Genomic DNA, 20,071 nt, shown 5'->3' with positions numbered 1-20,071 from the left:
GTGTTCGCGCTGAAAGGGCAGGATGCCGCGGTTGATCACCGGCAGCAGCAGGTTTCGCGCTCCGCGGAACGGCTCGAGCCTCAGCCCTGAAAGTCGCGCTGCAGGGTGCCGGTCAGGTCCGTGAGCACGGCCTGGACGTTGTCGACCGTCGGGGGCGGGATCAGTGCCGCCTCGGTGCCGCCGTCGGCGATGGCCAGGCCGAGCACGACGTTGCCGGTGCGGACCGCGGCCCATTGCTCGGAGAACCCGGCTTCGTCGCCGACGCCGGTGGCGAGCCGGAGGCCCGAGTGGTCGCTGAGCGCGTCGGTCATCAGCTGGGTGGCCTTGACGGCTCCCTCGCTCGCGTCCGAGGTGGTGAACCGCACGACGGCGATGGTGACGAGCCGGTAGTCCTGCAGGTTGGGCTTGCCGCCGCCGAGGTCGCGCGCGAACAGGCGCTTGCAGCTGGTGAGGTCGCTGTCCTCGCTGGAGCGGTCCGCGGGCACGACCTTGCTGTCGGCGGTCTTGATCGAGCCGGCCGGGATCTCGACGGTCCCGGGCGCGAGCCGGGCGAGGGTGCCCGTCCCGGGCAACTGGCAGGCGTCGACGGCGCCGGGGTAGTGCGCCGAAGCGGACGAAGACTGGCAGCCGGTGCAGAAAAGGACCGAAACGAGCACCGGAAGGATCCACCACCCGCGGGCGACACTGTTGCGCATAGATTCCGGACTTTCCGTATTTCCTGAAATTGACTTTCCGGGTGGTCACCGATCCGGTGAACTTTTCCGGGCCGCCGGGCGGCGGGCCGCCGGACGGGTCCCCGCACACTGCCTCACCAGTGCGGCAACGTCAAGACCAGTGCCGCCATTGGTCCGCTGTGGTCCACTCGCGGAAAGTCCTCGCGGCGCGGAATTCTCGTGCCGTGTTTTTGCGGAATCGAACGGAAAGCGGAAAGTAATTAGCGGACGGTCAATTGACGCAGACGACCCCGCTCGAGGTGATCGGCTCGTCGCCCGCGGCCGGGGCGCCCCCGCCGCCGGTCGCGCCGGGCCCGGCGTACACCGTCCCGAGAACCACCTCGATGTGCCCCGGCGGCACCGCCGCGGACTCCTGCGTCGTCAGCCCGCCGAGCAGCTTCGCGACCTCGGCGCCCCGCTGGGCGAGGTCCGCGCCGAAGCGCACGAGGGACGTCCGCCGGGTGCCGGTGTTCCCGGTGTCGCCCTTGGTGAAGCCGTGCTCGCCGAGGTACCCGGCGACGCGGGCGGCGAGCCCGGCCTGCGGACCGGCGTTGGACACGTCGACGGTGACCGGCGCGTCCTGCTTTGCGGGCGGGGGTGCGGCCGACCCGATCAGGCCCGCCGCGAACGACTTCACCGCGGCCGGGTCGACCTGCACCGCCGTCGCCCGCAGGTCGTTCGGGTTGTACCGGTAGTCCGGGTTCACCACGGGGATCGTCTCGAACCGGATGCCACCGCCGCTGACCCCGCGCAGCTGTGCGACGAAGTCGAGCAGGTTCCACGAAGCGTCGAGCACCACCGACCGCTTGACGGCGTCGATCAGGTCGGACAGCTTGCCGGGGTCGGCCAGCGTGCCCGCCGAGAGCACCTGCCGCGCCAGCCCGGCCAGGAACACCTGCTGCCGCCGCACGCGGTCGAAGTCGCCGCCCTTGAGGTTGTCCCGCTGCCGGACGAAGGCCAGCGCGTCCGCGCCCGCGATCCGCTGCGGGCCGGCCGGGAAGTCCGCACCCGAGTTCTTGTCCTTGGTGGCCTGGTTGAGGCAGACGTCGACCCCGCCGACGGCCTTGCTGATCTCGGAGAAGCTGAGCAGGTTCACCTCGGCGAAGTGGTCGATCTTGACGCCGGTCAGGTCTTCGACCGCCTGCCGCGTCGCGCGCCGGGCGGCGGTCAGGGCGGACTGGTCGATCTTCGCCTTGTCGGTCTCCCCCGCCGTGCGCAGCCGCCGCGCCTCGCCCGCCTTCCCCCGTCCGAACGCGGCGTTGATCTTCCCCTTGCCGCCGGGCATCGAGACGTAGCTGTCGCGCGGGATGGAAAACGCTTTCACCTCGTGCGTCCCGTTCGGGATCCGCAGCACGATGAGCGTGTCGGTGAGGTCGTCACCGTTGGCGCCGACCCGCAGCTCCCGCAGGACGTCCGGCGGCAGCGGGTTGCCCTGCGGGTCGGTGCGGGCGTCCCGGCCGACGAGCAGGATGTCGAGCGAGCCGTCGGCCGGCTGCTCCCCCGGCTTCGCCTCGCCGTCCGCGTCGATCACGCTGTCCCGCGCGACGTCGTCGAGCGCGCGGAAGTTGGCGTAGCCGTACGCCGTGCCGCAGAAGACGACCAGGGCCAGCCCGGCGACGACGATCTTCCCCAGTGGATGCACGCCCTACCGACGCGCGCGGGCCGTCGCCCGCTGCACGCGTGAGGCAGGTCACATGCGCAGGTGGGAGGCGCCGTTGAGGTCGAGGATCGCGCCGGAGGCCCAGGTCGCCTCGGCCGAAGCCAGGTAGACGACGGCCGCGGCGATCTCCTCCGGCGTGCCGACCCGGCCGAACGGGCTCTGCGCGAGCAGCGTGTCGTCGATCCGGTCCGCCACGCGCTCGGTGGCGGTGAAGCCGGGCGCCACCGACGTCACGGAGATCCCGTGCGGCGCCAGGGAGATCGCGAGTGACTGGCCCAGCGCGTGCAACGCCGCCTTGCTCGCGCCGTACGCCGGGTGGTCGGGCTCACCGCGGAACGCCCCGCGCGACCCGATGTTGACGATCCGGCCCGGCGCCCCGCGGGTGATCAGGTGCCGGGCGACGCAGTAGCTCAGGTTCGCCGCGCCGAAGAGGTTGACGTCGAAGGTGCGCCGCCAGATCCGCTGCCAGTCCGCATAGGACACCGCGGCGACCGGGTGCGCGGTCTCGGCCGACGTCGCGACGGCGGCGTTGTTGACAAGCACGTCGACCCCGCCCAGCCCGGCTTCGGCCTCGTCGGCGATCCGCTGCGCCGCCTCGGGGTCGGCGAGATCCCCGCCGACCAGGACGTGCCCTTCGCCGGGCAACGCGGCGACGGTCTCTTCGGCGTCCGCGGCGCGGTGTCCGTAGTGGACGGCCACCCGGTCTCCCCGCGCCGCGAACGCCCGCGCCACGGCGCGCCCGATACCCCGGGACGCGCCGGTGACGAGGACGCCGCTCATCCGAACAACTGGACCAGCTTCAGGAACAGCTGGTAGACGCCGTAACCGAAGGGCAGCACGACCCACGCCCAGGCCAGCACGATCAACGGCACCCGGTTGGGCTTCGCCGAAGGCTCCGTCATCACGCCTCACTCCTCGCGGCCGCGCCGGCCGTGACCGGCTCGTGGAACTTCTCCTTCACCGGCCGCACCAGCTCGTTGGCGATGAAGCCGACCACGAGCAGGCCGATCATGATGTAGAACGACGTCGCGTACAGGTCCGGGCCGGACTTGCCCGCCGCCTTCTCGCTGTCGGCGATCCGGTTGACGATCAGCGGGCCGAGCACACCGGCGACCGACCACGCGGTGAGCAGCCGGCCGTGGATCGCGCCGACCTGGTAGGTGCCGAAGAGGTCCTTCAGGTAGGCCGGGATCGTCGCGAACCCGCCGCCGTAGAAGGACAGGATCACCATCGCGCACAGGATGAACACGAGCTTCGACGAGTTCTCCGTCAGCGCGATCACCAGGTACAGCGCCGCGCCGACACCGAGGTAGGTGCGGTAGATGTTCTTGCGGCCGACCAGGTCCGAAGTGGACGACCAGACGAACCGGCCGAGCATGTTGCACAGCGACAGCAGCGCGACGAAACCCGCCGCCGCGGCCGTGCCGACCGGGGTCGACGTGCTCTTGAAGAAGTCCACGATCATCGGGGACGCCTTCTCCAGGATGCCGATGCCTGCTGTGACGTTGAAGCACAGAACGACCCACAGGCACCAGAACTGCGGCGTCTTGATCGCGTTCGCGGCCGAGACGTTCGCGGTGCTGATCATCGCCTTGCCGTGGTCGGTCTTCGGCTCCCAGCCCGCCGGCTTCCAGTCGTCGGCCGGGACCCGCACGAGCAGCCAGCCCATCGACATGAACGCCGCGTAGACGATGCCGTGCACGAGGAACGCCGTCGCGATCGTGCCGGTGGTCGGCGAGGTGCCGAGCATCGACGACGACCACGGCGAGGCGATCAGCGCGCCGCCGCCGAAGCCCATGATCGCGATGCCGGTGGCCATGCCGGGCCGGTCCGGGAACCACTTGATGAGCGTCGAGACCGGCGAGATGTAGCCGATGCCGAGCCCGACCCCGCCGATCCCGCCGTAACCGAGCACGACCAGCCAGAACTGTCCGGTCGCGACGCCGAGGGCGGAGACGAGGAACCCGCTGGCGAAGCAGCACATCGAGACGAACATCGCCCAGCGCGGGCCGTTCTTCTCGACGAGCGTGCCGCCGAACGCCGCGGACAGGCCGAGCATGACGATGCCGAGCTGGAACGGCAGCGAGCTCTGCGTGCCGTTCAGGTCCATCGTCTTTTCGAGCGGGGTCTTGAACACGCTCCACGCGTAGGCCTGCCCGATCGACAGGTGTACCGAAAGGGCCGCCGGCGGCACCAACCAGCGCGTCCAGCCTGGGGGTGCCACGATCCGGGAACGGTCCAGGAAGCCGAGAGCCATCGGATCCCTCCGTAGAGTGGGGATGATGGAGGGAATGTATTACTAAATACCCGGCGTTGCACCATGCGAGTGTCAAACTTTCCGGGCGAGAAGGGTGTGGGTCATGGGCAGGGTGATCGTGCGCAGGCCGGTGCGGAAGATCTCCGCGGCCGGCGACCGCCGCCGCCCCGACGCGCTGGCCGCCGAAGAACCCCTGGAGCTGCGGGTCGGCGGCAAGGCGCTGGCGGTCACGATGCGCACCCCGGGGAACGACGTCGAGCTGGCCCACGGCTTCCTGCTGTCCGAAGGGGTCATCGGCGGCCGGGAGGACATCGCCGTCGCCCGCTACTGCGACGGCGTCGACGACCAGGGCCGCAACACCTACAACGTGCTGGACGTCGCACTGGCGCCCGGGGTGCCGCCGCCGGACACCGGCGTCGAGCGCAACTTCTACACGACGTCTTCGTGCGGGGTCTGCGGCAAGGCCGCGCTCGACGCGGTCAAGCTCAAGACCCGCTTTTCCCCGGCCGAAGCGACGTTCGCGGTCAAGAGCGAGACCCTGGCCGGCCTGCCGGACGCCCTGCGCGCCCGGCAGAAGGTGTTCGCCAGCACCGGCGGCCTGCACGCGGCCGCCCTGTTCACCCCGGACGGCGGGCTCGAGGTCGTCCGCGAGGACGTCGGCCGGCACAACGCGGTCGACAAGGTGCTCGGCTGGGCGGTGCTGGAGAACCGGATCCCCGCACCCGGCCTCGGCCTGCTGGTGTCCGGGCGCGCGTCGTTCGAGCTGGTGCAGAAGGCGGCGATGGCCGGGATCGGGCTGCTGGCCGCGGTGTCGGCGCCGTCGTCACTGGCCGCCGAGCTGGCCGAGGAGAACGGCATGACGCTGATCGGCTTCCTGCGCGGCGACTCGATGAACCTCTACACCGGTGACCACCGCATCCTGACCTAGCCCTGGGCGGACTCCACCCAGTTGCCGTGGAAACCGTTGGGCACGCGGTCCGGCAGGTGGATCGCCGCGACGGTCTCCAGCGTGCCCGCGTCGAGCAGGGTGAGGTCGCTGCGCTGCGTCGCCGGGTCGAAGACGAAGCCCATCAGGACGCCGTCGTCCTCGGCCGCGTCCTCGTGGCAGGGGACGAACACGAACTCGCCGGGCTGCCGGCCCGCGCCGAACGCGCGCTCCTGGCGCGAGCCGGTCCGGAAGTCGTGCTTGAACAGCGAGCCGGCCGGGTCCGCGCCGCCGTCGGCCGCCATCGAATAGCCGTAGCGGTGCCGGCGGCCGACGAGCCGCTCGTCGACCCGCGGGAACTCCTGGCCGCGGTCGTCGAGCCGCTCCTCCAGGACCTTGCCCGCGCTGAGGTCGACGGTCCAGCGGTCCAGCGTCGGGCCGCCTTCGTCCGGGCCGTGCAGCTCGCGGTCGAACATCTTCGGGTGACGGACGACGTCGAGCACGATGCTGTCGCCGTCGTCGTAGGCGTTGAGCGGGTGGAAGACGTAGCACGGCTCGACCTCGAACCAGCGGACGTCACGGTTGCCGCCCTCGCGCGGCATGACGCCGATCCGCGCCGGGTACTTCGGGTTCCAGCGGTACGGCAGGCCGCCGTTCGCGCCGATCTTGCCGGCCATCATCGCGGTCACCGGGTCGGGCACGCGAACCTTGCCGACCATGGCCGACAGCACCAGCTTCGCGGGGGTGCGCAGCGCGCCCGGCACGTTGGCGGCGACGGCCATGTCGGTGTTGAACGTCACCGGCAGGTCGTAGAACACGACGTGCTTCTCGGTCAGGGAGAAGTCGTGCATCATCGGCGACCCGGTGACCTCGACGTCGACCGTGCGGCGGACCTGCCCGCCGGCGTCGATCACCGAGTACTGGACCTTGTTGCCCATGCCGAAGAAGTACGACACGGCGTGCAGCTCGCCGGTTTGCGGGTCGCGCTTGGGGTGGGCGGTGTAACCGCCGGGGAGCGTGCCGTCGAAGTCGCAGCGGCCGACGGTGTCGAGCTCGTCGGTCAGCTCGTAGATCGGCGCGCCCGCCTCCACCAGCGCCAGCGTCTTGCCGGCGTGGCCGATGACGTTGGTGTTCGCGCCGAGCGCGTCCAGCCCGCAGAAGCGGCTGGCGTCCTCGCCGTTCAGCGTCGCCGCGACGGACGGGTTGCGCACCCACCGGTTGCGGTACCACTCGGCCTTGCCGTCGCGCAGGCGCACGCCGTGGACCATGCCGTCACCCATGAACCAGTGGTAGGCCGCCGGGTCCACCTCGGACAGCGGGTTGGGGCCGTTGCGCAGGTAGCGGCCGTCGAGGAAGTCGGGGATCCGCCCCGTGACGGCCAGTTCGGTGATCGTGTGCTCCCGGCTCACCGGGGCGAAGTTTCCTTCGAGGAACTTGTTGCCCATGCCCGACCTCTCCGAAGCAGTCATAACTTGGTTATGACTCAATTTATAACAGGGTTATGGGATACTGGCAAGCATGAGCCCCAAACCCCGTGCGAACGACGTCAAGGAGCGGCTCGTCGAGGCGGCCATCCGGCTGCTCGACGACGGCGGCCCCGAAACCCTGCAGGCCCGCAAGCTCGCGGCGGAGGTCGGCGTCTCGACGATGGCCGTCTACACCCACTTCGGGGGCATGGCCGCGCTGGTCGACGAGGTCGCGCGCACGGGGTTCCTGCGGCTCTCGGCCTGCCTGGCCGAGGTCGGCGAGACCGACGACCCGGTCGCGGACGTCTTCAGCCTGGCCCGGACCTACCGGCAGGCGGTCGCCGAGCAGCCGCAGCTGTTCGCGGTGACGTTCGGCCAGTCCGCGCCCGGCGGCAAGCGGGCGACGCTGTCGGACCTCACGACCGAGGAGGGCCGCGAAGCCGCCCAGGAGGGCCTGGAGGCGTTCGAACACATCGTCCGGGCGACCGAACGGGCGATCGAGGCCGGCCGGTTCCGCCCCGCCGACAAGTACCAGGCTGCGGCGCAATTGTGGAGCGCGCTGCACGGTTTTGTCACATTGGAGGCATCGGGCCACTTCGGGCCCGGCGAACAGGGTATAGACCACATCTTGATACCCCTGGGGATCACGCTGGCCGTGGGCCTCGGGGACACTGTGGAGCGGGCCGGACGCTCGACCGAGGCCGCGAAAGCGGCTTGGCGAGCGCGGACCGGAAACGCCGGGCAGGGTGAGAACGACTAACCCGGCGGACGGGACGCGAGGGGAACGCGGAGCGGGTGCGCGGCGTCCTAGGGAGCAGCAGGCGGGGACGGAGACAGGTGAACGAGGAAGACGGGGATCGCGACAGCGCCGAGCCGTCCGGGGACGAGCCCCAGACGGCGGCCGGCGCGGCGGTCCGGGACGCCCGGCGGTGGCTGAGCCGCCGCTCGGTGCTGATCGCGGGTGCGTCCGGGCTGGCCGTGACCGGCCTGGCGGTCGGCACGGCGACCGGGAAGCTGCCGTTCAGCCCGGCGCTGCAGCGCGCGCTGGGCGTGGCGTCGTCCAACCCGACGACCCAGCTGGGCAGCACGCGCGTCGAGCGCGTCTACTCCCAGGCCCGCGGCCGGATGGTCGACCTGGTGTTCGTGCTGCCGTCGAAGACCCCGCCGAAGGGGCTCCCGATGTCGCTCATGCTGCACGGCCTGCACGGCAACGCCCGCAGCGCGGCCCCGACCGGCACCCTCAAGCAGCTCTCCAGCGACGTCGCCCGCAAGGCGGTCCCGGCGTTCGGCTTCGTGGCCGTCGACGGCGGTGACAACTACTGGCACCAGGTGCACCCGAACGACGACCCGATGGCGATGCTGCTGGAAGAGGTCCCGCAGTGGCTGCGCGCCCGCGGCTTCGCCGGGGACACGGGCCTGCCGTTCGCCTGCACGGGGGTTTCGATGGGCGGGTTCGGCGCGCTGCTGTACACGCGCCGCCGGGTGGAGCGGCGCCAGCCGCCCGCCGCCGTCGCGACGCTGGCCCCTGCACTGATCCTGTCCTGGCAGGAGATGGCCAAGCGGCACATCTTCACCGGCATCCAGGACTGGACGGCCCTCGACCCGCTGCGCCACATCGACGAGACCAAGAGCGTGCCCAACGGCATCTGGTGCGGCACGGAGGACCCGTTCATCACCGGCGTCCGCCGCTACATCGACGCGGCCCACCCGGCGGTGGCGCACACGGCACACGGCAAGCACGGCGACCCGTTCAACCGCACGGTGGTGCCCAGCATGATCAGCTTCCTCGGCAAGCACGTCCCCCGCAAGGACTGACCCGCACGGTCGGCTCGCGTACCTGGACGGTCGGTTCGCGTACCTGGACGGTCGGTTCGTGAGCCGACCCTCCAGGTACGCCGGCCGACTCCCTGGGTACGCGAGCCGACCCTCCGGGTACCGCTTCAGCAGCGGAAGTGCACCCGGGTCGTGGTCCGGCCCGGCACCCAGTACGTGCGGACCAGGTCGGCCAGCCGGTTGACCAGCAGCAGCCCGCGGCCGCCCAGCGTGGCCGCCGGCGGCGGGACCCGGCCGGCCAGGGGTTCGACGATCGTGCCCGCGTCGGTCACCTCGCCGACCACCTGCCGCTCCTCGGCCCACAGCCGCAGCACGCCGGAGCCGCCGCCGTAGAGGACGCTGTTCGTGGTCAGCTCGGCGATCGCCAGCGCGAAGTCGTCCCGGCGCGGGCGGCGCAGGCCGTGCCGGGCGGCCCAGATCTCCGCGAAGCCGCGCAGCGACGCCAGCTGGCCGAGGTCGAACCGCCGCACGACCGCGGCCGCGGGCGGCACGAGCGGCCGGGTGAAGTCCGCGCGGGCCCCTTCGGGATCGAAGCGCGCGCTGACCGACCGGCCGACCGCGCCCCACAGCTCGGGATGGGTGCGCTCGACGTCGGCCAGGACCTCCGGCGGCAGCGCGGCGGTGTCGTAGGGGCAGAGCACGGCCACGTCCCGGCCCGCAAAAGCGTCGTTGACGACCACCTCGTGCAGCACGCACTCGGGGTACTCGACGGCCGTGCGGTCGGCCCACATCGGCTCCCCCACGATCCGCACCGGCCGGGTGTGTTCCCCGGCGAAGGCGAGCAGGACCGACGGCAGGATGGCCCCGGGGTTGCGGCCCGCCTGGCACATGTCGATCAGCCGGACGTCGGCCGCGCGCTCGCCGAGCGCGTCCTCGATGATCTTCAAGTTCCGTTCGGGCACGGCGACGGCGACGGGCTCACCCCGGTCGAGGCCTTCGAAGAGGAACGGAACGACACCGGCGAGATACTCAGTGTCACCGCGGTAGAGCAGCGCCGGATGCCGAAACGGTCCGGGAGCTTCTGCCACGGCAAATTCTTACCCAAATACGGGCGAACACAAACGGGTCGATCGGAGGAAAATTCACTCCACCCAGCGGCCGACGACCGAGATCAGCCAGAAGCCGACCATGGTCGCGAGCGCGAACAGCAACACCCAGTTGGACAGCTGACGCCGCTCGGTCACCCCACGTGCCTGCCACAGGCCGTACCCCGCGACGAGGAACAGCGGCACCGGGATCAGCGGCAACGGCGAAAGCCGCGCCACCACCCCGACGACGCACGTGCCGGTGAACACCGCCAGCACGCCCATCAGCACGCGGTTCAGCCACGGGTACCGGTCGAAGACCGACGCGATCACGCGTTCGCTCAGCTCACGGAAACCGGGAGCCGTCCCGGCCGGGGTGTCCCCGGCGGGTTCCGGGGCCGGCTCCGGTGAAGGCGGCGCCTGCACGCCTCCACCGGTGACCGTGCTCCCGGAACCCGGGAAAGAGTCAGCAGTCATTCAGCTTTCCTGTCGGGTCTCCGGGCCGGGGTGGCCCGGAGACGCCCGGGTCAGGCCGACTTCTCGCCGCGCTCGCTGCGCGCGCGCCGTGTCGGCTGCCGGGCGACGATCGTCGGGTTCACGTTCTCCCGGACGGTCTGCTCGGTGATCACGACCTTCGCCACGTCGTCGCGGCTCGGGATGTCGTACATCACCGGCTGGAGCACTTCTTCCATGATGGCGCGCAGCCCGCGGGCACCGGTCCCGCGCAGGACCGCCTGGTCGGCGATCGCTTCGAGCGCGGTCTTGGTGAACTCGAGCTCGACGTTGTCCATCTCGAAGAGCTTCTTGTACTGCTTCACCAGGGCGTTGCGCGGCTGGGTGAGGATGCTGACCAGCGATTCCTTGTCCAGGTGGCTGACCGTCGCGACGACCGGGAGCCGGCCGATGAACTCCGGGATCAGCCCGAACTTGATCAGGTCCTCGGGCATGGTGTCGGAGAAGACGTCGCTCTCCTCGATCTCGGACTTCGTGCGGATCTCCGCGCCGAAGCCGAGGCCGCGCTTGCCGACCCGCTCGTTGATGATCTTCTCCAGCCCGGCGAACGCGCCGGCCACGATGAACAGCACGTTCGTCGTGTCGATCTGGATGAACTCCTGGTGCGGGTGCTTCCGGCCGCCCTGCGGCGGCACCGAGGCGGTGGTGCCCTCGAGGATCTTCAGCAGCGCCTGCTGGACACCCTCACCCGAGACGTCCCGCGTGATCGACGGGTTTTCGCTCTTGCGGGCGATCTTGTCGACCTCGTCGATGTAGATGATCCCGGTCTCGGCCCGCTTGACGTCGTAGTCCGCCGCCTGGATGAGCTTGAGCAGGATGTTCTCGACGTCCTCGCCGACGTACCCGGCCTCGGTCAGCGCCGTGGCGTCCGCGATCGCGAACGGCACGTTCAGCAGCTTCGCCAGCGTCTGGGCGAGGTAGGTCTTGCCGCACCCGGTGGGGCCGAGCATCAGGATGTTCGACTTCGCCAGCTCGACCGACTCCTCCTTGGAGTCCTTCGGCCCGGCCTTGTCGTCCGCCTGGATCCGCTTGTAGTGGTTGTAGACCGCTACCGCGAGGGTCCGCTTGGCGTCGTTCTGCCCGATGATGTACTGCTCGAGGAACTCGTGGATGTCGGCGGGCTTGGGCAGCTCGTCGAGCTTGACGTCGCCGGCTTCGGCCAGCTCCTCCTCGATGATCTCGTTGCAGAGGTCGATGCACTCATCGCAGATGTAGACCCCGGGGCCGGCAATGAGCTTCTTCACCTGCTTCTGGCTCTTCCCGCAGAAAGAACACTTCAGCAGGTCTCCGCCGTCACCGATCCGTGCCATGGCCGTTGACCTCGTCCCCTCCGGCGCGGGTTTCCGCGCCTGACGTGTGTTGCGACGGTGCGACCCCCGGTCACGGACGACCGGACGGAGCCTCACACATTGCCACTGACGGTACCCGTCCGATGCCGTGGGCGGGAACACCCACAGGCGCCGGGAGCACGTCAGAGGACGACCCTAAACCAGGATGCCGGTGTGTGTCGTCTTCTCGACACACACCGGCCTGGCGGATCTACAGAGCCGACGCCTTCCGGTACGGAAGCACCTCGTCGATGATGCCGTACGACTTGGCCTCGTCGGCGGTCAGGATCTTGTCCCGCTCGATGTCCTTGCGGATCTGGTCCGCGTCCTTGCCGGTGTGGTGAGCCAGGATGACCTCCATCTGGCGCCGCACCCGCTGGATCTCGTTCGCCTGGATCTCCAGGTCGGAGACCTGGCCGTAGGTGCCCTCGGTGGCCGGCTGGTGGATCAGCACGCGCGAGTTCGGCAGCGCGTAGCGCTTGCCCGGCGTGCCGGCCGACAGCAGCACCGCGGCGGCCGAGGCGGCCTGGCCGAGGCAGTACGTCTGGATGTCCGGGCGGACGAACTGCATGGTGTCGTAGATCGCCATCAGCGAGGTGAACGAGCCACCCGGCGAGTTGATGTAGATCAGGATGTCGCGGTCCGGGTCCTCGTGCTCGAGGTGCAGCAGCTGGGCCATCACGTCGTTGGCCGACGCGTCGTCCACCTGCACGCCGAGGAAGATGACGCGCTCCTCGTACAGCTTGTTGTACGGGTTCGACTCCTTGACGCCGTAGCTGGTGCGCTCGACGTACGACGGGAGGATGTACCGCGACTGGGGTGTGGTCGGTGCCCGGAAGTCACCCGGGAGCCTGAAGTTGCTCATGGAACTCTCCTTGGTGCTTCGGCTCAGTTCGAGCCCGGACGGGCGATGTCGCGGGTGAGGACGTGGTCGACGAACCCGTAGTCCTTCGCCTCCTGCGCGGTGAACCAGCGGTCGCGGTCGCCGTCCGCGATGATCTGCTCGACCGTCTGCCCGGTCTGGTCCGCGGTGATCTGGGCCAGCTCGCGCTTCCACTTGTTGAACAGGTCCGCCTGGATCGCGATGTCCGACGCGGTACCGCCGACACCCGCCGACGGCTGGTGCATCAGGATCCGCGCGTGCGGCAGCGAGTAGCGCTTGCCGGGCGTGCCCGAGGAGAGCAGGAACTGCCCCATCGAGGCCGCCATGCCCATCGCGTAGGTCGCGACGTCCGGGCGGATCAGCTGCATGGTGTCGTAGATGGCGAACCCGGCCGTGACCGAGCCACCCGGCGAGTTGATGTAGAAGCGGATGTCGGACTCGGCGTCGTCGGCGTCGAGCAGCAACAGCTGCGCGGTGATCCGGTTGGCGATCTCGTCGTTCACCTCGGAACCGAGGACGACGATGCGCTCCTGGAGCAACCGCTCGAAAACCGAGTCGGTGAGGGTGAGCCCTGCGGTTCCGGTCCGCGCCTCGGGCGTGTGCTGCGTCACGTCTGCCTGCCTTTTCGCCGGCGGCGGCCCGGTGCTGACGGCCGCCGCTGTCGTTTCAGATGCTTGAGATCTTGTATCCGACCCTAACGAACTTGGGCGGCGCAGAATGCCTGACACCGCCCAAGTTCGCTCACAGCTTCACTCCGCCGGAGTCTTCGCCGCCTCGTCGGTGACCTGCGTCTCTTCGGTTGCCACGTCGGCGGCCGGCTCGTCGCTGCCGAACAGCTCCGTGAGGTCGACCTCGGCGCCCGAGCCGTCGGTCACGGTCGCCTTCCGGACCACGGAGGCGAGCGCCTTGCCGCGGCGGACGTCGGCGTAGATCGCGGTCAGCTGGCCGGACTGCTGGGCGCGCTGGACGTACTCGTCCGGGCTGATCCCGAAGCGCTGGGCCTGGTAGATGATCCGCTCGGTGAGCTCGCCGTCGTTGACCGAGACCTCTTCCTTGTCGGCGATGGTGTCCAGCAGCAGCTGCGTGCGGACGGCCTTCTCCGACTCGGTGCGGGTCTCCGCGTCGAACTCTTCGAGCGTGCGGCCTTCGGCCTCGAGCGCCTGGGCGAACTGCGCCTCGTCGTGGTCGAACGGGTGGATCGCGTCGTGCTTGCGGTTCTCGATCTCGCCGTCGAGGACCTTCTCCGGGATCGGCACCTCGGTGCGCTCCAGGAGCTCCTCGAGCACCTTGTCCCGCGCCTGGACGCCCTGCTGCATCTTCTTGACGCGGGCGAGCCGCTCGCGCAGGTCGGACTTCAGCTCGTCGATCGTGTCGAACTCGCTCGCCATCTGGGCGAACTCGTCGTCGGCCTCGGGCAGCTCGCGCTGCTTGACCGACTGGACGGTCACGGTCACCTCGGCGTCCTTGCCGGCGTGGTCGCCGGCGACGAGCTGGGTGGTGAACGTCTTGGTCTCGCCGGCGTTCGCGCCGAGGATCGCCTCGTCGATGCCGTCCACGAGCTGGCCGGAGCCGATCTCGTAGGACAGCCCGCTGGTGGCGGCCTCCTCGACGGCCTCGCCGTCGACGGTCGCGGCGAGGTCGATCGAAACGAAGTCGCCGGTCTCGGCCGGGCGCTCGACGCCGGTCAGCGTGCCGAAGCGGGCGCGCAGCTCGTCGAGCTGCTCGTCGACCTCCGCGTCGGTCAGCTCGACGTCGTCGACGGTGACCGCGAAGCCTTCGAGGTCGGGCAGCTCGATCTCCGGTCGCACGTCGACCTCGGCGGTGAACTCGAGGACGTCGCGGTCCTCGAGCTTCGTGACGTCGAACTCGGGGTTGCCGAGCGTGCGGACCTCGTTCTCGCGGACCGCTTCGATGTACTTCGCCGGGATGGCCTCGTTGACGACCTCGTCGAGCACCGGGCCTCGCCCGATCCGGCTTTCCAGGACGCGAGCGGGCGCCTTGCCGGGCCGGAAGCCCGGGATGCGCACCTGCTGGGCGATCTTGCGATAGGCGCGGTCGAAGTTGGGCTTCAACTCGTCGAACGGCACCTCGACATTGATCTTGACTCGCGTCGGGCTCAGCTGCTCGACGGTGCTCTTCAAGGTCTTCTCCTCGAGCGGTAACGATTGTGGTTGGACAATCCTGCGGAAATGGCCCCTGGTCCCTGCAGACCGGGACGTCCGAGTCTAGGCCAGTGGCCCGCGCCGCCCGGGCGGGGGCCACCTGCGGCGTCAGGCGCCGAGCATCCGGCCGATCACCCAGCGCATCTGGCCGCTCGCGTGCTCGGCCGACCCGCTGGGCTGCACCAGGTGGGAAAGCAGCAGCCGCATGAACGCTTCGACCGCGACCGCCCACTCCGACGGCGTCAGCCGGACCTCCGGGTAGGCGCCCGCGAAGACCGCCGCGACGGCGTCGACGGCCCGCCCGAGCACCGCCTCGGGCTGGGAGGTGAGCAGCGGGAGGAAGTCGTCGCGGCCGCCCTGCGCGCCGCCCAGCGCGATCTCCAGCAGCGGATTGGCGCGGGCGGCCTCGAGGGTGTGCCGGAACGCGGCGGTGACGCCGTCGACCGGCCGGCCGGGGTGCGCGGCGACGTCCGCGTCCACCCGCTCGACGAACCGGTCGGTCTCGCGCAGCATCAGCGCCTTGGCGAGCTCGGTCTTGGAGCCGAGTTCGTTGTAGACGGTCTGCCTGCTCACGCCGACCCGCGCGGCCAGCTTGCCCATCGTCACGGCGGCCCAGCCGTCCGCGTGGATGACCTCGGCCGCCGCGACCAGCAGCTTCTCCCGGGTGGGCGCCGGGGCCGGGTGGGTGACCGCCTTCACACGGCGAGCTTACCCGCCGGTTGCGTTCCGCTGGCCGACACCTTTTTTCGGAGCCTGCCGTAACGTTTACAAAGGACGATGAGTTGTCTACGGTGACTCCCGCCTGGTCAGGAGCTTCTCGACCGAGGAGACCGCTCGATGTCCGTCGTCGACACCCCGGCGCGCGGTTTGCTGGAACCCGCCCCCGCGCGGGTCCTCCCCCGCGCGGTCCCCGCCCCGCGCGTAGCCCTGCCCGCGGTCTCGGCGCCTGTCGTGCTGTTGTTCACCGGAGCCCTCGCGGTCTGGGGCGTGGCGACCTGGCTGCTGCTGGCCGGGCTCGTGCCGGCGGTGGTGACCGTCGTGCTGAACACCGCCGCCACCTTCGTGATGTACACCGTGGTGCACGAGTCGGCGCACCACTCGGCGGGCAAGCTGACCTGGGTCAACGAGGTGCTCGGCCGGCTGGCCGTCCCGTTCGTCGCGGCCTATGCGTCCTTCCCTTCGCTGCGGTTCGTGCACGGCGAGCACCACCGCCACACGAACGCTTCGTTCCGGACCGACCCGGACGCGTGGACGTCACGCGGCCCGGCCTGGCAGCTGCCGTTGCGGTGGCTGACCCTCGACTTCTCCTACGCGCGTTGCTACTTCGCGCGGCTGCGGGAACGGCCGCCGGAGGAGCTGGCGGAGACGCTGGTGGTGCTGGCCGCGGCGCTGGCCGCCGGGGTGGCGCTGGTCGCCGCCGGCCACGGTCCGGAGCTGCTGCTGGTCTACCTGCTGCCGCAGCGGCTCGGGCTGGGCCTGCTCGCCTGGTCGTTCGGCTGGCTGCCGCACCACGGGCTGCCCGCCGACGGGCCGCACGGCCGGTTCGGGACCACCCGTGTGCGCGTCGGCCTCGACCGGCTGCTGACCCCGGCGCTGCTGGCCCAGAACCTGCACCTGGTGCACCACCTGCACCCGGCCGTCCCGTTCCACCGGTACCGGCGGGTCTGGCTCGACAACCGCGAGGCCTACCTGGCCCGCGGCGTCCCGATCGGCACGGCCGGGGGCCGTGACCTGACGGCGGAGGAGTACCGGGTGGCCATGGGACTCGACTCCGCGCCCGACGTCGACGTGCCCGCGCCGGCCCCGCCGCCGCTCGGGCCGAGCCGGTTCCACCGCCTGCGGGTGCGGGAGGTCCGGCCGCTGACCGCGGACGCCGTCACGGTCACCTTCGAGGTCCCGCCGCACCTGGCGGCGGAGTACCGGTTCACGCCGGGCCAGCACGTGGCGGTCCGCGCGGTGGTCGACGGGCAGTCCGTGCGGCGGACGTACTCGATCTGCGCGCCTGCCGGAGCCGGTGAGCTGCGGATCGCGGTCAAGCGGCGGCCGGGCGGGGCGTTCTCCGGCTTCGCGACCACAACGCTGGCCGCGGGCGACTTCCTCGACGTGCTCCCGCCTTCGGGAGCGTTCACGCTCACACCCGATCCTTCGCGGACGGCGCACTATGTCGCGCTGGCCGCGGGCAGCGGCATCACGCCGGTGCTGTCGATCCTGGTCAGTGCCCTGTCCGCCGAGCCGCACAGCCGCGCGACCCTGTTGTACGTCAACACTTCGGGCGCGACGACGCTGTTCGCGGCGGAGCTGAGCCGGCTCGCCGAGCGGTTCGGCGGCCGGCTGCACGTCGTCCACTACCGCACCGACGAGCGCGACCCGGACCTGCACGCGCACCGGCCCCGGCACTTCGACACGATCGGCGAGGCGCTGGCGATCTCGCACGAGCGCTACCAGCGCGGCCGCCTCGACGGCACCCGCCTGCGCGCGATGCTGCAGAACCGCCTCCACCCGGCGAAGGTCGACGAGTGGTTCCTCTGCGGGCCCCGCGGCCTGATGGAGCTGGCCCGCCGCACCCTGGCCGACGCGGACGTCCCGGAGGGGAGCGTCCACTTCGAACTGTTCCGCGGCGCGGCGCCCCTGCGCGACCCGGCGGGCCTGCCGGCCCGGGTGGCGGTGACGCTGGGCGGCACCACGACGTGCGTCACGGCCGAAGCCGGCGAGACGGTGCTGGACGCGGCCCTGCGGGCGGGGTTCGAGGTGCCGTACTCGTGCACCGGCGGCGCGTGCGGCACATGCCGCGCAACACTGCTGCACGGCCAGGTCGACATGGACGTCCGGTACGCGCTGACGGAGCACGACGTGGCGGCGTGCCGCATCTTGACGTGCCGCTCCCGCGCGACGACCCCGGAGGTCGCGGTCGACTACGACCGCCGCTGACCGCCGGGGCCACTAGCCGCGTCAGCCGGTCTGGGTGGGCGCGCCCGTAGGCGGTGTCCCCTGGCCCTGCGCGCCCGCCTCACCATCGGTCACCGACGTCGCCGTCGCCGTGTCGCCGGACTCCGTCGCCACCACCGTCACCGTGTCACCCGACGCGAGGCCCGTCGCCTGGTCCGACGTGATCGTGTACGTCTTCGAAAACCCGTCGTCGCTCTTGGCCGTCAAGGACGTCGCGCTCAGCGCCGTCACTTCGCCGGTCTGCATGATCTTCGTGACGTAGCCGCCGTTCCCGTCGGATGCGACGTACTCGCCGTGCAGTGCCGAGCCCAGGCCGGCGCCGCCCGGGCCGCCCGTCATGCCGCCGGGGCCGCCGTTCATGCCGCCCGGCCCGGCGGCGGTGGCGGTCTCCGTCGACGCGGACGACGACGCGGCCCAGACCGCCGCTCCGCCGCCGGCCACGATCACCGCCGCGACGGCGCCCGCCGTGATCTTCTTGCCGGTCGACCGGGCCGGCCGCGGGGGCGTGCCCGGCGCCGGCGCGGCGCCCCACGCCTGGTCCGAAGTGGACGGTGTCTGCTGCGGGGCCTGCGGTGCGGTCATGACGTTGCTCCTTAACAAAATCCTCTGGTGGGATCCACGGTGGAGCCGCTCGCTGTGTGCGGACTGTGCCGGGCGTCAGCCGTTCCTGTGACCGGAGGAATCGGGCACGGCGCACCGCACAGCCGCCTCACAGGCAGCACACAACCCGCACACACGGCGCGGACGGACGCTGGTTCCATGGCCGCGCGAACCGTCCCGCCGCACCCCCACCGGGGCCGGCTTTCGCTGCGCGCGAAACTGACCGGCTCGATGGTCGTGCTGCTCACCGTGGTGTGCCTGATCGTCGGCGTGGTCAGCGAGTTCGCGCTCGACGTGTTCCTCACCCGCCAGGTCGACCAGCAGCTGTCGGCCGCGGCGTCCCGCTCGCTGGTCTTCGCGAGCAACGCCGGCCCGCAGATCGGCGGCCCGCAGCCGGACGACCGGTCGGGCGAGCACCCGCTCGGCCAGAACGTCGGCACGGTGAGCGGCACCTTCTCCGGGCAGCGGCTCGTCCACGACGACAGCATTTCCGAGCACGGCGAACGGCTGCACCTCACCGCGGCCCAGCAGGCCGTGCTGCTCTCGGTGCCCACCGACGGCCAGCCGCACACGCTGTCCTTCGACGACCTCGGCGAGTACCGCCTGATGGCGCTGCCGGTCACCGGGACCTCCGACGTCGTCGTCACCGGCCTGCCGATGAAGCCGGTCACCGACACGCTGGTCACGGTCGGGCTGATCCTGTTCGGCGTCGCCGCCGCGGGGGTGCTCGGCGCGGCCTTCCTCGGCGCGTTCGCGGTCCGCCGCACGCTGCGGCCGCTCGAGCGCGTCGCGGCCACCGCCGGGCGCGTCACCGAGCTGCCGCTCGACCGCGGCCAGGTGGCGCTGTCCATCCGCGTCCCCGAGCCCGACACCGACCCGCGGACCGAGGTCGGCCAGGTCGGCTCGGCGCTGAACCTGATGCTCGGCCACGTCGCGCAGGCGCTGGAAGCGCGCCACGACAGCGAGCTGCGGGTCCGCCAGTTCGTCGCGGACGCCAGCCACGAGCTGCGGACGCCGCTGGCGGCGATCCGCGGGTACGCCGAGCTGGCCGCCCGCGGCAGCTCGCTGGTGCCCCCGGACGTCGCGCACTCGATGGGCCGGATCCAGTCCGAAGCCGTCCGGATGACGGCGCTCGTCGAGGACCTGCTGCTGCTCGCCCGTCTCGACGGCGGTCGCCCCCTCGACGTCCGCGACGTCGACCTCACCCGGCTGGTGGCGGACGCGGTCGGCGACGCCCAGGTAGCCGGCCGCGGGCACCGCTGGCTGCTGGAGCTGCCCCCGGACCCGGTCCTCGTCCTCGGCGACGTCCAGCGGCTGCACCAGGTGCTGGCGAACCTGCTGGCCAACGCCCGCACGCACACCCCGCCCGGCACCACGGTGGTGACGACGCTCGCGCGTTCGGCCGACGGCAGCGCGGTGCTCACGGTGACCGACAACGGGCCGGGCATCGCCCCGGACCTGCTGCCGGACGTCTTCGAGCGATTCGCCCGCGGTGACTCGTCCCGCTCGCGCAACGCGGGCAGCACGGGGCTCGGCATGGCGATCGCGTCCGCCGTGGTGCTCGCCCACCACGGCACCATCGAGGTGCACAGCCGTCCCGGCCGCACGGAGTTCGCGGTGCGGCTGCCGGTGGCCGTGCCCGCCCAGCGGGTGCACAGCGTCGGCGTGCGCCGACCCCAGCTGGAAACGGGCAGCTGAGCCCTTTCCGCACAGGGAGCGCACAGCCGGGGCACAAGGCGGCCCCAGCTCGGCCCCGGAAG

General features: G+C 71.1%; 19 protein-coding genes. 5 read left to right on the top strand and 14 right to left on the bottom strand.

From position 1 onward, the window contains the following. Positions 1-80 precede the first annotated feature (80 nt). The 5 genes from ACIA5G_RS24420 to ACIA5G_RS24400 all read right to left on the bottom strand — a co-directional run bounded on the left by ACIA5G_RS24420 (position 81) and on the right by ACIA5G_RS24400 (position 4,630). Entirely contained in the window at positions 81-656 is a 576-nt protein-coding gene (locus tag ACIA5G_RS24420; protein ID WP_395926941.1) for a hypothetical protein, read from the bottom strand. Positions 657-945: 289 nt separating this feature from the next. After that, positions 946-2,355, bottom strand: a complete 1,410-nt coding sequence (locus ACIA5G_RS24415) for an LCP family protein (protein WP_395926939.1) — start codon at positions 2,353-2,355, stop codon at positions 946-948. A 48-nt stretch (positions 2,356-2,403) separates the two neighbouring features. Next, positions 2,404-3,153 carry an SDR family NAD(P)-dependent oxidoreductase gene (locus tag ACIA5G_RS24410; protein WP_395926936.1) on the bottom strand — a complete coding sequence of 250 codons (750 nt, stop codon included), beginning with the start codon at positions 3,151-3,153 and terminating at the stop codon, positions 2,404-2,406. Next, the gene (locus tag ACIA5G_RS24405) at positions 3,150-3,275 is read right to left on the bottom strand and encodes a hypothetical protein (RefSeq protein WP_395926934.1); all 126 of its coding nucleotides are present in this window, start codon (positions 3,273-3,275) and stop codon (positions 3,150-3,152) included. The genes ACIA5G_RS24410 and ACIA5G_RS24405 overlap by 4 nt, the downstream gene beginning before the upstream one ends. Next, a complete protein-coding gene (locus ACIA5G_RS24400) occupies positions 3,275-4,630 on the bottom strand; it encodes an OFA family MFS transporter (protein ID WP_395926931.1) in 1,356 nt (451 codons plus the stop codon). Before ACIA5G_RS24400 ends, ACIA5G_RS24405 begins: the two co-directional genes overlap by 1 nt. A 103-nt stretch (positions 4,631-4,733) precedes the next feature. Here ACIA5G_RS24400 and fdhD point away from each other — a divergent pair, with 103 nt between their 5' ends. Further along, positions 4,734-5,558: a formate dehydrogenase accessory sulfurtransferase FdhD gene (fdhD, locus tag ACIA5G_RS24395; RefSeq protein ID WP_395926929.1), complete on the top strand. Its 825-nt coding sequence runs from the start codon at positions 4,734-4,736 to the stop codon at positions 5,556-5,558. Here the strand turns inward: fdhD and ACIA5G_RS24390 are convergent. Further along, the gene (locus tag ACIA5G_RS24390) at positions 5,555-7,000 is read right to left on the bottom strand and encodes a carotenoid oxygenase family protein (protein WP_395926926.1); all 1,446 of its coding nucleotides are present in this window, start codon (positions 6,998-7,000) and stop codon (positions 5,555-5,557) included. The two genes, fdhD and ACIA5G_RS24390, sit on opposite strands and share 4 nt — an antisense overlap. 73 nt (positions 7,001-7,073) lie before the next feature. Between ACIA5G_RS24390 and ACIA5G_RS24385 the strand changes: the two genes are divergently transcribed. Together ACIA5G_RS24385 and ACIA5G_RS24380 are read left to right on the top strand one after the other, a co-directional pair. Continuing rightward, complete coding sequence (locus ACIA5G_RS24385; RefSeq protein WP_395926924.1) at positions 7,074-7,781, top strand: TetR/AcrR family transcriptional regulator; 708 nt, start codon at positions 7,074-7,076, stop codon at positions 7,779-7,781. Positions 7,782-7,954: 173 nt separating this feature from the next. After that, positions 7,955-8,836, top strand: a complete 882-nt coding sequence (locus ACIA5G_RS24380; RefSeq protein WP_395927988.1) for an alpha/beta hydrolase — start codon at positions 7,955-7,957, stop codon at positions 8,834-8,836. A 125-nt stretch (positions 8,837-8,961) separates the two neighbouring features. Here ACIA5G_RS24380 and ACIA5G_RS24375 read toward each other — a convergent pair whose 3' ends face one another. The 7 genes from ACIA5G_RS24375 to ACIA5G_RS24345 all read right to left on the bottom strand — a co-directional run bounded on the left by ACIA5G_RS24375 (position 8,962) and on the right by ACIA5G_RS24345 (position 15,464). Next, positions 8,962-9,882 carry an anti-sigma factor RsbA family regulatory protein gene (locus tag ACIA5G_RS24375; protein ID WP_395926922.1) on the bottom strand — a complete coding sequence of 307 codons (921 nt, stop codon included), beginning with the start codon at positions 9,880-9,882 and terminating at the stop codon, positions 8,962-8,964. A gap of 54 nt (positions 9,883-9,936) precedes the next feature. Next, the gene (locus ACIA5G_RS24370; protein ID WP_395926920.1) at positions 9,937-10,356 is read right to left on the bottom strand and encodes a hypothetical protein; all 420 of its coding nucleotides are present in this window, start codon (positions 10,354-10,356) and stop codon (positions 9,937-9,939) included. A 50-nt stretch (positions 10,357-10,406) separates the two neighbouring features. After that, positions 10,407-11,702, bottom strand: a complete 1,296-nt coding sequence (gene clpX, locus ACIA5G_RS24365) for an ATP-dependent Clp protease ATP-binding subunit ClpX (protein WP_323336074.1) — start codon at positions 11,700-11,702, stop codon at positions 10,407-10,409. A 229-nt stretch (positions 11,703-11,931) separates the two neighbouring features. After that, positions 11,932-12,585: an ATP-dependent Clp protease proteolytic subunit gene (locus ACIA5G_RS24360; RefSeq protein WP_395926916.1), complete on the bottom strand. Its 654-nt coding sequence runs from the start codon at positions 12,583-12,585 to the stop codon at positions 11,932-11,934. 23 nt (positions 12,586-12,608) lie between these two features. Further along, positions 12,609-13,214: a ClpP family protease gene (locus ACIA5G_RS24355; RefSeq protein ID WP_395926914.1), complete on the bottom strand. Its 606-nt coding sequence runs from the start codon at positions 13,212-13,214 to the stop codon at positions 12,609-12,611. A gap of 138 nt (positions 13,215-13,352) precedes the next feature. Next, positions 13,353-14,744 (bottom strand): trigger factor, encoded by a 1,392-nt coding sequence (tig, locus tag ACIA5G_RS24350; protein WP_395926912.1) that lies wholly within the window; start codon positions 14,742-14,744, stop codon positions 13,353-13,355. Positions 14,745-14,873: 129 nt separating this feature from the next. Next, positions 14,874-15,464, bottom strand: coding sequence for a TetR family transcriptional regulator (locus tag ACIA5G_RS24345; RefSeq protein WP_395926910.1), 591 nt, complete (start codon positions 15,462-15,464; stop codon positions 14,874-14,876). Between the two features lie 138 nt (positions 15,465-15,602). Between ACIA5G_RS24345 and ACIA5G_RS24340 the strand changes: the two genes are divergently transcribed. Further along, a complete protein-coding gene (locus tag ACIA5G_RS24340; RefSeq protein ID WP_395926907.1) occupies positions 15,603-17,693 on the top strand; it encodes a fatty acid desaturase in 2,091 nt (696 codons plus the stop codon). Positions 17,694-17,714: 21 nt separating this feature from the next. Here the strand turns inward: ACIA5G_RS24340 and ACIA5G_RS24335 are convergent, their stop codons facing one another. Beyond that, entirely contained in the window at positions 17,715-18,293 is a 579-nt protein-coding gene (locus ACIA5G_RS24335; protein ID WP_395926905.1) for a hypothetical protein, read from the bottom strand. A 177-nt stretch (positions 18,294-18,470) separates the two neighbouring features. Here ACIA5G_RS24335 and ACIA5G_RS24330 point away from each other — a divergent pair, with 177 nt between their 5' ends. Continuing rightward, positions 18,471-20,009: a sensor histidine kinase gene (locus ACIA5G_RS24330; RefSeq protein ID WP_395926903.1), complete on the top strand. Its 1,539-nt coding sequence runs from the start codon at positions 18,471-18,473 to the stop codon at positions 20,007-20,009. Positions 20,010-20,071 lie beyond the last annotated feature (62 nt).

The organism is Amycolatopsis sp. NPDC051758, assembly GCF_044453095.1.
Taxonomy (GTDB): domain Bacteria; phylum Actinomycetota; class Actinomycetes; order Mycobacteriales; family Pseudonocardiaceae; genus Amycolatopsis.
Note: the sequence above shows the minus strand (reverse complement) of the source record. Positions and strands in the feature narration are given on the sequence as shown.